Genomic DNA, 11794 nt, shown 5'->3' with positions numbered 1-11794 from the left:
ACAGTTGTTTCCAGCTCAACCGATTGCGGGTGCCCGGTCGTGGCAGGTGGTTCCGCGCGCGGGCAGGGTGCCGTTGAGGAGGTGTTCGTCGACGACTTTCCTGGTGCATGGGCCTTTGGTGTAGAAGCCGTGGCCGCCGGATGCGTTGGTGATCAGACGGGCACGGTCGAGTTGGCCCTCGACGCTTCTGGCCCACTGTGCGGGTGTGGCGGCGTCGAAGGAGTTCTGCACCAGCAGGATCTCCGGCGCGCCTTCGGCCTTGAGGGCACGCCCGGCGGTGGGCAGCGGCTTGGCGGGCCAGTCTGTGCAGGCGTACCGGCCGGCGATCAGCGTCGTGCCGAAGACGGGCGCGGCCTTGTCGACCTCGGCGGCCATCTCACGGACGGACCCGGGGGTGCGCTGGTCGGCGCGCAGGTGCAGGCAGCGTACGGCGAGGCCCCCTGCCGCGTCGAAGGTCCCGTTCGTCTCCTCGCCCGCACGGGTGCCGTCAGGGTGGAGGTAGGAGACCAGGGGCTTGGTGTCGCCCTGGAAAGCGGACCCGAGGGCCTTGTGGACAAGTGGCCAGGCTTCTTCGCTGAACAGCGTCTGGTTCAGTCCGTTGGACAGGTCCTGGCCGGTGACGGGTGTGCCGTCGCCGGCAGTGGCCGCCTGCTTGTTGAGGCGGGTGATGAGGTCGTCGATCTTCTTGGTTACGGCGGCCCGCCCACTGCCCATGGGGCAGTCGGGACCGTCAAGACACGTTTGGACGAACACGCCCAACGCTGTGTCGAACGCTGCCGCCTCCGCCGCGGTGTCGTTCGGCCACACGGTGGGATCGACGACCGAGTCCAGGACCATCCGCCCCGTGGTACCGGGAAACTGCTGCGCGTAGTACTGGCCCAGGAGCGTCCCGTAGGACAACCCGTAGTACGTCAGCTTCTCGTCGCCCAGGACGGCGCGCACCACGTCCAGGTCACGGGCGGTATTGTCCGTACCGACGAACGGCAGCAGCCGGCCCGACCTGGCCGCGCAGGCCTGCGCGAACCCCCGCGCCCACATCCCCACGTCCTCACCCGCCTCCTTCGCCAGGCGAGCGCCTTCCTGCTCGGACAGGCAGCGCACCGGCGAGCTCTTGCCGATACCGCGCGGGTCCATACCGACGATGTCGTAGCGGGCCCGCACCTCGGGGGAGAAATCCGCGGCACTGGCGTAGACGAAGGCCAGGCCCGATCCTCCCGGCCCGCCCGGATTGGTCAGCAGCGACCCGATCCGCTTGTCCTTGTCCCTGGCGGGCAGCCGGTTGACGGCAACATCGATGCTGCGGCCGGCGGGCCGACCGTAATCCAGCGGCACCCGCACCGTCGCACACTCGAACCGTGCACGCTCAGGTGCGCCGGCGGGCACCTCGTGGGCGGGGCAGGGACGCCAGACGGCTTTTTGCCCGTAAAACGAGCTCAGGTCAGCCCCCACAGCCGCAGGTTCGCCCTTCAGCCCGGGTGGCCTCGCCCCGCCGGTGCCACAGCCGGCCGTCGCAAGGCCGGTCAGGGCGATACTGATCACGAGCAACCTAGAGCGCAAGAGCATGAGCGATGCCACTCCTCGATCCCGTTCCGCAGCCGGGCGCAACCCGCTACCGCCACCTGGCCTTGGCCGAGGCGGCTCTGCCGTTCCCGACGTTACGGCCGCCGCCCACTGCGCGCCCTGCCAGAGCACCCGCACGGGCGGACGGCCGACCCCGTGCGCCCCGGTCTTCCGGCTCGTCGCCCAGGTGGCGGGCGATGGATGCCCGAACAGACAACCGGCCGCCAGAGCGGCCGCCGCCGTGACGACGATGCCCGTCACACCCACCGCACCCCGACCTGTCAGAGCAGCTCCACCCCCTGCGGTATCACCATGGTGGCCCGGCGGCGTTCGTTGTCGACCCACGCGGCGGGGAGCAGCGGGACCTCTTGCTGCACGGGGCCGTCCTCACTGGTGATCGTCCAGATGTGCTTGCGGGGAACCGTCAGGTGCCCCCCTGCTCGAAGAACTCCGACGTGGCGGCGTAGTGCATGGCCACCTGTCGGCCCTGCCCGCGTGTGGCTTCGGCCTCTCGCTCTCGTCGGCGGGCTCGATGCTGACGACCTGTCCGCACATCCACTGCTGCACGGCGGTGAGCTGGTCCCACCGACCCGGACGGAGGCGTCCCACCGGCCGAGGTCTTCACCCTGGCGCATCACCTCGCCGGCTGATGTGGGTAAGGCATGGCCTGTGTCGAGGTGCTGACGGACCAGGTGGAAGCATCGCTGTCAGGTCGCAGGCCGCACCGGGCACCAGGACGGGGTGATCTCCTCGAGCCGCTCGTTCAGGGCTAGGGCCTGTTGTGAAAGTGGCGTCGTCAGTCGCCGTTGAAGACGAGATACCGGTGGGCCTTGCGCTCGACTTGAGCGGTCAGCGCAAGGATCTCGTGCACCGCCTCGGCTTCTTCGGCGGCTGAGCCGTTCGCCAAGGCACGGAGTTCCGGGATGAGGACTCTGAGCTGCGATCGGTTGAACACGGTGTCGTCGCAGGGATCGACGTATCCGAGCATGGGCAGGTTCTGGCTCGCCGCCCGTCTGCACAGGTCAGCGATGGATGGATGTACGCATGTGGCTTCGACCGCGCCTGTGACTGTCCGAACCTGAACGCTGATGCCCATGGGGGGCACGCTACTGCTCGACAGTTGGTGTCACCGAAGCATTTGCGGAGGTCAGAGCCATTCGTTGATGGCCGCGATCAGCACGGTCGCTTCGTAGCGGACGGCGAGCTTGTCGTATCGCGTGGCGACGGCCCGGTGGCGCTTGAGCCGGTTGATCCCGCACTCGACCGCGTGCCGCTGCTTATAGTCGTCCTTGTCGAACGCCGGCGGCCGCCCGCCACGCGATCCGCGCTTGAGGCGGTTGCGGACCCGGTCCGCCGGAACCGGGATGGTCGCTTGGATTCCGCGTCTGCGCAGGTAGGAGCGATTACGGCGGGAGTCGTACGCCTTGTCGGCCCGGACTCGGTCCGGACGCTTGCGCGGCCGGCCGAGACCCAGCCGGGGAACCCGGATGGCTTCCAGGACCGGCTCGAACTGCGGGGAGTCACCCCGCTGTCCGGCCGTGATGACGACGGACAAAGGCTTCTGCCCCTGCTCGACCGCGAGGTGGATTTTGCTGGTCAGTCCGCCGCGGGAGCGTCCGAGACCGTGGTCGGCCGGCTCGACGAAGATCCCGCCGGGCGGCTCCTTCTGGAGATCCCCCTTTTCACCGCCCCGGCGGCATGCTGATGGGCCCGGCAGACGGTCGAGTCGACGTTCACGTCCCAGGTGATCAGACCCTTCGCGTCGGCCTCGGCCTGGAGCTGGGTCAGGATGCGGGCCCAGGTCCCGTCCCGCTGCCAGCGCCGGAACAGGTCATAGACCCGGTCCCACGGCCCATAACGCTCGGGCACATCCCGCCAGGGAGCACCAATCCGGGTCCGCCACCGGATGCCGTCTATCAGCTGCCGCCGCGTCCACACCTGCGGACGACCCTTCTTGATACCCATCGGCAGCAACGGCTCAAGCCGGGCCCACTGGCCGTTCGTCAGATCAGCACGCCCCACGGCAAGTGATCATCAACGATCAAGATCCACTTTCGCAACTGACCCTAGGGGCCATCGTCCAGTCGACGACTCCACCGACAGCCCCTCAGCCCGGCCTGGGATGCCGAGGCGGGTCGGCTGTCGCTCGAGGAGTCGCAGCGCCGTGCGGCGGTCCGGGGCCGCAGCGCCCCCACCACGGCGAGGGCGCGCCGGCCGGACCTACCGCATGGCGTTCGACGTGTAGCAGCTCAGCTCGGGGCGGGACGGAGCTCCTCTCACCCCCTTACCGCGAGCGCACAGCGCCCTGGAGGACTTGTTCACCGGGCACGGCTTGAGCCCCGTAGACGCTGTGCCTGAGGACCACCGACGTGGACAAGACCCGCGAGTGGTTGGAGTCCTGGACCGACGCGGGTCACCGACAGGGACGGTTGCGTAGGCGTTCTCCGCTGGTGGCGGGTACCCCGCTGCGGAGTGAATTGCACGCCGCGAACGCGTGCGCTGTGCCAGTTCCTGATGACGCGAATGTGACTGTTGTCCGGTGTGTGCGAATGCGTTCGCACGGTGCCGTACCTGGTGCCGTTTCGATCGAGAAGGAGACATCCGATGCCCACTGCATTGCTCCCGGCCCTCACGCCGGTCACCTCCGCGGCCGAAGAGGCCGCTGTCACCGCTCTGCTGAGCGAGGGCGAGGCGCCGGTCAGCGACGCTCCGACGTACTGCCCCACCGCGACCAGCCTCATCCTCATCCTGGCCTCACCGAAGGAGCCGAAGGAGCCGAAGAAGAAGCCGCGCTGACACCGTCCGCCCCCGCCCTCCGCACCTTTCCACCGCCACAGGAGAGTTTTTCAACGCATGTCAGTCACCGATGCGACACTGCGCGCCGAGTATGGCGCGGCGGTTGAGCGGATGGCGGGCCGTGCCCTCGACGTCCTTCGGGACGGCGGGGGCGCTGGCGCCCTGCCCTGGCCGCTGTCCAGAGCCGAACTCGCCGCGGTGCGGGTGCTGGGAGCGGACCTCTTCGTGCCGCACATGGCAGGGGGCTTGCCGACCGACGACGGACTGGCGCAGGCCGTCGCCGAGGCCTACCGGCTTTTCCCGCTGCAGCCTCCCGGTGATCCGGTGATCGCCTGGCACGACTGGGCCGCGTGCACGCTCGCCTCCCGCACCGCCGGCAGCGCCGAACCAGGTCAAGCCACCATCGCCCCGCCCGAGCCGCTCGCCGGCACTCCAGGCGGATGGCGTCAGTGGGCGCCGTCGATGGCCCGCCTGGCACCTTTGGCCCTCCCCGGTTTCGACAGCCCGATCCACGACACGGCCCGCGCGCATCCCCTGTGCCTGGCCCGCGGAACCGTCCGCGCCATGTTGCGCCGCGATTACCGCGATGCTGCCCGGCTGACCCGCTGGCTGGCCTGGCTGCACCACACGCGGGTACCAGTCCCTTTGGAGATCACACCGCTCCTGACCCGTCTGCGGCAGGTCGGCGACGGCAGTGCCCGAGCCAACCTCGACCTGGCTGTGGCCGAACACCTGCTGCACGGGCACAAGGAGGACGGATGATGCCCCTCACCGACCACCTTGGCACCATTCAGAACTGGTCGTCCAAAGCGCTGAACTGGCTCCACACCACCCACCAGCAGGGCTACGGACACCTCCCACCCCACGCCACGGTCGACCTCGCCGATCCCGACGGGGCCTACAAGCCGCTCGGCGAAGCAGCCCTGGCCGCTTCCCTCGTACTGCGCGACGGCGTCGCCGGCTCCCACGACACCCAAGCAGCACGCGCCCTCATCGACTCCTGCTGGCACCAACTGCAAGACGGCAACCTGCTCTACGAACGTCAGCTGCGCCACCTCACCCTGACCGATCCGCTGGAGCTGTACGCCCACTTCGCCCGGGCCGGCCTGCGTCACCGCCTGCTGGACGAGCTCTTGGCCGACTACGCGGGCCTGCGGGCCCCCGACGCCATGGAGGTCGTTCCCAACCGCCGGCTCGCGGTGGCCAACGCCCGCCGCATCGTCGGCGTGGGCCGTGACCCCGACTGGCAGGCGCTCGCGGCGGCGACCTGGCTGGGCGCCACACCCGAACCGTGGGCGGTGGACTGGGGCACCGGTTACGACATCACGCATACCGTCTTCCACCTCACCGACTGGGGCGCCCGGCCCGACGACCTGCCCGCCTCCATGGCCCGCTATCTCAGGCGATGGCTCCCGGTGTGGGTCGACATCTGGTTGGAAGTAGGGCAGTTCGACCTCGTCGGTGAACTCCTCGCCGTCGATGCCTGCATCGGCGATCCGGTCTGCGGTCCCAAGCCCTGGCAGCAGCTGGCGGCCGTACAGCAACCCGACGGGCTCACCCCCCGCGACAGCGACCCCATCGCGGGCGACGAGCACACGGCGTTCAAGGAGAACGAGCACACCGCCGTCGTCGCCGTCATCTCGGGCACCATCACCCTGGCCCGCACGCTCGGCGCCGCCGGCATCGCCGCATGACCGCTTCCGGCCTCCCGAGCCTGGTCGAGGCCGCTCCCGGCGCGAGCGCAGTCACCCTCGCCGTGGCCCGCGAGGGGGCTCACGACGTGTACTGCCACGGCCGTCTCTCCCACGGCGGCCCGCCCAACACCCCGGACGCCCTCTACGAAATCGGCTCCGTCACCAAAACCTTCACCGCTCTCCTGCTGGCCGCACTCGCCGTACAAAACCGTGTTGGCCTGCACGATCCGATCGACGCCCACCTGCCGCCCGGCCAGCGCCCCCGATCACCGGCAGGCACCCGGATCACACTTCTGCATCTGGCCACCCACACATCCGGCCTGCCCCGCCTGCCCCCCGGACTGCTGATCCGTGCCCTTCCCACCTACTTCACCAACCCCTACGCCCGATACCGCATCGAGCACCTCGACCAGGCCCTGGGACGCACCCGCACCCGTCGGCGCCCCGGCAGTCGCCTGACCTACTCCAACTACGGCATGGCCCTGCTGGGTAACGCCCTGGCCCACGCCGCGGGCACGGATTACCTCACCCTCCTGACCGAACACGTGTGCGCCCCCCTCGGCCTCACCTCCACCACGTGCGACCCCAGCCCCACCGCTCATGCCACCGGCTACCGCAGAAACCGGCCCCTGCCGCCCTTCGCCATCCCCGCCCTCCCAGCCGCAGGCGCCCTGCGGTCCACCGGCCCCGAACTGCTGCGCTACCTCCAAGCCCACCTCACTCCCACCGCCACCCCTCTGGCCACAGCCCTCCACACCGTCCAACAGCCCCGCCTCCATCTCCCACGCTCACAAGACCGCCGCTGCCTGGCCTGGAACCTGCGCGAGACCGGCGGCCGGACCTTCCTCTTCCACTCCGGCGCCACCCGCGGCTTCACCACGTTCGTCGGCTTCTGCCCCCAGGCCGGCACCGCCCTCGCCGCTCTCACCAACACCGGCCCCCGACTTGGCGGCCGCTTCATCCAGGCCGGATACGTGTTCCTCAAGGAACTCAGCACCTGAACACAGCACTCTCGCGTGCCGACGCGCGCCCGAGGCCGCGCTTCACTCGTGTGAAACCTCCGCAGGTCACGGATTGCCGCGGTCTGGCACCCGCGAGGAACAGCAGCGCCGCGCCTTGGAGGAGTCCGTGGGGCCGATCCGCTGCGGCTTCGCTGTGTCGATACTGCCGTTCGGTGTCGATGACTTTGTGATCACTTCGCCGATAGCCGGGCCTCGGTCGCACCGCAAGGCAGTTGTTACAAAACGTACAGATAATCGCATAACGGCCCTCCTACGGTGAAAGGGCGGTTCCGCGACGGGTCTGAACCAGGTAGGAGAGGAGAACTGGAGTTGCATGTCCAGGAGTGGCTGGTCACTGTCCCACCCTTTGCCGTCTATCTGCTGGTCACCCTGGTCGTGGGAGTGGAGAGCGTGGGCGTCCCACTGCCGGGCGAGATCATCCTGGTCAGCTCGGCACTGCTGGCCTCCCAGCACGCAGGAATCAGCCCTGTCGTGGTCGGGATGTGCGCGACAGCGGGGGCCGTGGTGGGCGACTCGCTCGGGTACGCAATCGGCCGCAAGGGCGGCACACCGCTACTGAACGGCCTCACACGCCGCTTTCCCCGGCACTTCAGCGCAGACAACATCGCTGCAGCCACCCGCGCTTTCCAGCGGTGGGGGGTGTGGGCGGTGTTCCTCGGCCGCTTCGTGGCCCTGCTGCGGATCTTCGCCGGTCCCCTGGCCGGGGTGCTGCGCATGCCCTACGTCACGTTCTTCCCCGCCAATCTCATGGGCGGGATCCTGTGGGCCGGCGGGACCACCGCCGCCGTCTACTACCTCGGCGTCCTCGCCGAAGACTGGCTGCGCCGCTTCTCCTGGATCGGCTTGGCCCTAGCCGTCGTCATCGGCTTGGCCATCATCTTGACCTTCAGCAGGAGGAGAGGCACCCGCAGAGCCCGCTGCGGGCGGGGCACGACGCCCTGACACCGCTATCCGAGCCGCCGGACCTAGGCAGTTTCGTTTGGATCACCGCGCAGACCAGAGGAGGATGCCGGCGATGTGGAGTCCGGCCAGGTAGATGGTCGCGGTCTTCTCGTAGCGGGTCGCGATGCCTCGCCACTGCTTCAGGCGGTTGATGCACCGCTCGACGGTGTTGCGCTGTTTGTAAGCCTCACGGTCGAAGGAGGGTGGCCGCCCGCCCCGGCTGCCTCGTCGCAGCCGGTGGCCTCGCTGGTCCGCGGGGACCGGAATCACCGCCCGGATGCCGCGCTTGCGCAGGTGGTCGCGGATCGAGCGGGACGAGTAGGCCTTGTCGGCCAGTACCACGTCCGGCCTGGTGCGTGGACGACCACGTCGTCGGGGAACGCGCAGGCGGCCCATGACGTCGGTGAAGGCAGGCGCGTCGCCGGCCTGTCCGGCGGTGAGAACGAATGCCAGAGGTCGGCAGTCGGCATCGGCAGCGAGGTGGATCTTCGTGGTCAGTCCTCCGCGGGACCGGCCGATCGCGTGGTCAGCCGGTTCGCCGACCGGAGCCCCTTTTTACGGGCGCCGGCCGCATGCTGGTGGGCGCGCACGATCGTGGAGTCCACCGAAACGGTCCAGTCCAGGTCTTCGTCGGCGTCGGCCTGGGCCATGAGTGCGGTGAACACCCTCTCCCAAGTGCCGTCGAGGGCCCACATCCGCAACCGGTTGTAGACGCCACGCCAGTTGCTGTACTTCTCCGGCAGATGCACCCACTGAGTACCGGTCTGGAACTTGAAGGCGATCGCGTCGATCACTTCCCGGTGATCCCGCCAGCGACCACCCCGCATCGGCGTCCGGTCCGGGAGTAGGGGCTCAATCCGTGCCCATTGCACATCTGTTAACGACACACCCGGTCCAACGAGCGACCGATCCAAAATGAAACTGCCTAGCCCTGCTTCGGTAGGCCGAGCGCGCCGGTCCGCGTTGCACCATCCAGCTTCACGCCATCTAGCTTGGCGCCACGAAAGTCCGCGTTGGTCAGGTTCGCGCGGGAAAGGTCCGCGCCACGAAGATCTGCACCCGTCAAAGTCGCGTCGCGAAGGTTCACGTCGCTCAATTTGGCGTTTCGAAGATCCGCTCCGTCTAGAACGGCCGCGTCCAGGTCTATGCAATCAAGTCGCTTTCGCCCATCGCGTGAGATTAGGAAGCCCCCGCATGTGCGTTCCACTCCGCGTAGGTTCGCGTTCTCAAGTGTTGCGCTGCGGAAGCTCGCCCTGGCGAGATTCGCCCCCTGGAGATCGGCCTTCTCTAGCCAAGCCCTGTCCAGGTGGGCGCTGTCCAGATTGGCATTGCGAAGATCCGCTCCTGGCAGCTCGGCTTCGCGCAAATCCGCGTCGTTCAATCCCACCCCTGGGAGCCTGATAGCGGCTTCACCAGGAACTTTGAGGCCACGGAGATCGGTATTACTCAGGTCGATAAACGCTCCGGCGTCACGGTCGGGGTTGCGCCTAGCCAGCGTGGCGATGGCTGCCCAGATATCTCGCTTCGGAGCCCAGTCATGCAATTCGTCGCCAAGCGGTTCCTTCAAGCTTTCAGTACTCGACCCGGAATGCTCCTGTGCGAAGGCACCCAGTACGGAGACGACCGCGGGATGGTCGCGGGCGGAGTCTTCCATGATGCGCTGCAGGGCATAGATGCCACCCAAACGGATGTCCAGGGACTGCGATCCCAAGTTGCCAATTGCGGCGTTGAACCGACTGGTGATTTGTCCCTGCTCGGAGATCCGCAGTTCCTTGCCAGCCTGTCCGACCTGCATCCAGGTAAACAGCAACGCCCCCAAAGCGGCGAGCCCTGGGAGACTGGCCGCGATCAGACCCACCCACTGCACCCGATCCCAGCGCTCGGACCTGGACAGCGCCGATCGGCCGTCGTGCCGACGCTGGCCGGCACCACGCCGGCGTGCGGTACGGCGAAGCCCATCGGCACTCAGTTTCCCGACCACCTCCTCAGCGCATCCCACAGAACCAGCAGCAGCAACTCGTCCTACTCCAGATGGACCGCAGTCACCCGTTGATCCGAACGACGCCTCCTAGCAGGCCCGACCGCCGACTGCTGCCCGTAGTTAGCCGAGGGTCGCAACGAAGCCTGTCGGCTCCGACGGCCTCGCAGATCCCGCCGGAGGAAACATCGTGCGGAGTAACGCAATAACTGAGCTCGACAGGGCAATCGCGGAGCGTATGGCGCTCGGCTGGCGGGTCGAATCCCGCACCGCGTGGCGGGCGACGCTCATCAAATGGCACCGGCCCAACCGGATCCTGCACGCGATGCTCGCCGTCCTGAATGTCATGGCCCAGGGCAGCGGTTCTCTGACCCCGCTGGGCACCTCCACCCGCGAGCGCCTACTGATCGAAGTGGACGCTGAGGGTGCTCTGACGGTGCACCCTTTGGCAGGCCTTGGCACCGATACCCACCAGGACGACAACCATCCGATGCCATAAACGGCAGCGAATCCGTCGGTTAGGTGCCCTGGCACTGGCAGGGCGTCAGCAAGGACAGGAGGGCCGTCCCTGCTCCTGCTGCGCAGCGGTAGTGATCATGGCTGTCACGAGATGACCGAACCGCTGTTGTCAGGCGCCGATCGCGAGGATGGCCGGCTGTCATGGGCGTGCCTGTTCACACTTGTGAGTGGGTGGGGTGGTGGTAGTTGTTGGGTGTGAGCGGGTGTGCGGGGGTTCGTCGTGTTGAGGACCTTGTGTGGCTCGGGGTTTCGTGGCACGGGTTGTTTCGGGCCGGTGGTCTTGGCTGTCGTGGGGTGACCAGGCTGCTGCTATGAGGTGGCTAGGACGGTGGTGGGTGGCTGTCATGGGTTTGCCCATTCCTGTGTTCGTTGCGGTGGTCGCCGGGTGTGCTGGCGGTATGGGTGAGGACGGCCGGTTGGCGCGTGGTGTGGTGGTGCGTCGGTTGTTGGCGGTGGACCAGGGGTCGGGATCGGTGTCGTCGCTGAATGTGCGGGTAATGGCCAGGCGGCGGGTGTGACGGTCCGGACGGTGTGGCGGTGGCTGTCCGAGGCGTGTGAGGGCCGGCTGGAGCCGGTGGGCGGCAGGACGGGTTCGTTCTGGATGACGATCAGTGGGCCGTTCTGACGCAAGTGGGTGGGAGCGTTGCGGTGTTGCACGGGCGGTTGACGGCCGACAGTTCGTCCTCGCCGGGGAGTGTGCCGTCCCTGGGAACGCTGCATCGTGTGGTGCGCCGTGATCTGCAGGCGGGGCGGGTGTTGGAGGTGGCACGGCCGTCCCGAAACCGGGTCGAAGTCGCTCGGGCCCTGGTTGTGCGGGTTGGTTGAGTAGTGCGCAGTTTCACTGATCCACGACATCGGAAGTGGGTTCGCTCCGCGGGTGGGAACGCTAGGTTTCCTCGGGATGCTACACAGTGCGCCGAGTCAATGATGCAGGAGGTAGCTCTTCCCGGAGCGGCCGACTAGAGGGCAGGACACCCGTGATGCCAGGCCGCTTCTCGTGGAGAACCTCACCGGCCGTCAGCCAAACGAGACCGCGGCCCTCGCTGTTGCCGGCCAGGCCCGCTTGCGGGCCTTCGACCTGGAGGCGAAGCCGGAAGGCCGGGGTGGGAGCGAAGCGGACACCCCAAAACGCCGAAGGCCTGGACCTCGTGAAACGAGGTCACCTCCCGCGCGAAGCGCGGGAGTGCCCAGGGGCCCGCAAGCGGGCCCCTGGGCCGGGTGGAGCGCAGCGGAACCCGGGCAGTCCAAAGCGCAGCGAAGGACCCCGGCCGAAGGCCGGCCCT

The 11794-nt window shown here is 68.1% G+C and carries 11 protein-coding genes; 6 read left to right on the top strand and 5 right to left on the bottom strand.

From position 1 onward, the window contains the following. Positions 1–15: 15 nt before the first annotated feature. From ACFY61_RS18685 to ACFY61_RS18675, 3 genes are all read right to left on the bottom strand, one after another. The gene (locus ACFY61_RS18685) at positions 16–1539 is read right to left on the bottom strand and encodes an alpha/beta hydrolase (RefSeq protein ID WP_389473277.1); all 1524 of its coding nucleotides are present in this window, start codon (positions 1537–1539) and stop codon (positions 16–18) included. An 817-nt stretch (positions 1540–2356) separates the two neighbouring features. Further along, positions 2357–2656 carry a hypothetical protein gene (locus ACFY61_RS18680; protein ID WP_389473275.1) on the bottom strand — a complete coding sequence of 100 codons (300 nt, stop codon included), beginning with the start codon at positions 2654–2656 and terminating at the stop codon, positions 2357–2359. A 51-nt stretch (positions 2657–2707) separates the two neighbouring features. After that, positions 2708–3582, bottom strand: a protein-coding gene (locus ACFY61_RS18675) for an IS5 family transposase (RefSeq protein WP_389473274.1) whose coding sequence is annotated in 2 segments (ribosomal slippage) — positions 2708–3189 and positions 3189–3582 — 876 coding nt in all. Because the reading frame shifts where the segments join, the coding sequence is not laid out codon by codon here. Positions 3583–4164: 582 nt separating this feature from the next. Between ACFY61_RS18675 and ACFY61_RS18670 the strand changes: the two genes are divergently transcribed. The 5 genes from ACFY61_RS18670 to ACFY61_RS18650 all read left to right on the top strand — a co-directional run bounded on the left by ACFY61_RS18670 (position 4165) and on the right by ACFY61_RS18650 (position 8014). Next, the gene (locus ACFY61_RS18670; RefSeq protein WP_389473272.1) at positions 4165–4356 is read left to right on the top strand and encodes a hypothetical protein; all 192 of its coding nucleotides are present in this window, start codon (positions 4165–4167) and stop codon (positions 4354–4356) included. 57 nt (positions 4357–4413) lie between these two features. After that, a complete protein-coding gene (locus ACFY61_RS18665; RefSeq protein WP_389473270.1) occupies positions 4414–5118 on the top strand; it encodes a hypothetical protein in 705 nt (234 codons plus the stop codon). Beyond that, positions 5115–6050, top strand: coding sequence for a DUF6895 family protein (locus ACFY61_RS18660; RefSeq protein WP_389473268.1), 936 nt, complete (start codon positions 5115–5117; stop codon positions 6048–6050). Before ACFY61_RS18665 ends, ACFY61_RS18660 begins: the two co-directional genes overlap by 4 nt. Further along, positions 6047–7051: a serine hydrolase domain-containing protein gene (locus ACFY61_RS18655; protein ID WP_389473266.1), complete on the top strand. Its 1005-nt coding sequence runs from the start codon at positions 6047–6049 to the stop codon at positions 7049–7051. The genes ACFY61_RS18660 and ACFY61_RS18655 overlap by 4 nt, the downstream gene beginning before the upstream one ends. A 330-nt stretch (positions 7052–7381) precedes the next feature. Then, positions 7382–8014 (top strand): DedA family protein, encoded by a 633-nt coding sequence (locus ACFY61_RS18650; protein ID WP_389473264.1) that lies wholly within the window; start codon positions 7382–7384, stop codon positions 8012–8014. A gap of 42 nt (positions 8015–8056) precedes the next feature. Here ACFY61_RS18650 and ACFY61_RS18645 read toward each other — a convergent pair. Both ACFY61_RS18645 and ACFY61_RS18640 read right to left on the bottom strand, forming a co-directional pair. Beyond that, positions 8057–8928, bottom strand: a protein-coding gene (locus ACFY61_RS18645; RefSeq protein WP_389473262.1) for an IS5 family transposase whose coding sequence is annotated in 2 segments (ribosomal slippage) — positions 8057–8559 and positions 8559–8928 — 873 coding nt in all. Because the reading frame shifts where the segments join, the coding sequence is not laid out codon by codon here. An 11-nt stretch (positions 8929–8939) separates the two neighbouring features. Further along, the gene (locus ACFY61_RS18640; protein WP_389473261.1) at positions 8940–9872 is read right to left on the bottom strand and encodes a pentapeptide repeat-containing protein; all 933 of its coding nucleotides are present in this window, start codon (positions 9870–9872) and stop codon (positions 8940–8942) included. Positions 9873–10182: 310 nt separating this feature from the next. On the opposite strand from ACFY61_RS18640, the gene ACFY61_RS18635 reads away from it, so the two are divergent. Then, complete coding sequence (locus ACFY61_RS18635; RefSeq protein ID WP_389473259.1) at positions 10183–10491, top strand: hypothetical protein; 309 nt, start codon at positions 10183–10185, stop codon at positions 10489–10491. Positions 10492–11794: the final 1303 nt, after the last annotated feature.

It is taken from the genome of Streptomyces sp. NPDC012888, assembly GCF_042900645.1.
Taxonomy (GTDB): domain Bacteria; phylum Actinomycetota; class Actinomycetes; order Streptomycetales; family Streptomycetaceae; genus Streptomyces.
The sequence above is the reverse complement of the archived record's forward strand: the minus strand, read 5'-3'. Positions and strand labels throughout refer to the sequence as shown.

Coding starts and splice junctions, on each gene's coding strand:
- ACFY61_RS18665 (WP_389473270.1), top strand. CDS start 4,414: ATGTCAGTCACCGATGCGACACTGCGCGCCGAGTATGGCGCGGCGGTT.
- ACFY61_RS18655 (WP_389473266.1), top strand. CDS start 6,047: ATGACCGCTTCCGGCCTCCCGAGCCTGGTCGAGGCCGCTCCCGGCGCG.
- ACFY61_RS18680 (WP_389473275.1), bottom strand. CDS start 2,656: ATGGGCATCAGCGTTCAGGTTCGGACAGTCACAGGCGCGGTCGAAGCC.
- ACFY61_RS18660 (WP_389473268.1), top strand. CDS start 5,115: ATGATGCCCCTCACCGACCACCTTGGCACCATTCAGAACTGGTCGTCC.
- ACFY61_RS18670 (WP_389473272.1), top strand. CDS start 4,165: ATGCCCACTGCATTGCTCCCGGCCCTCACGCCGGTCACCTCCGCGGCC.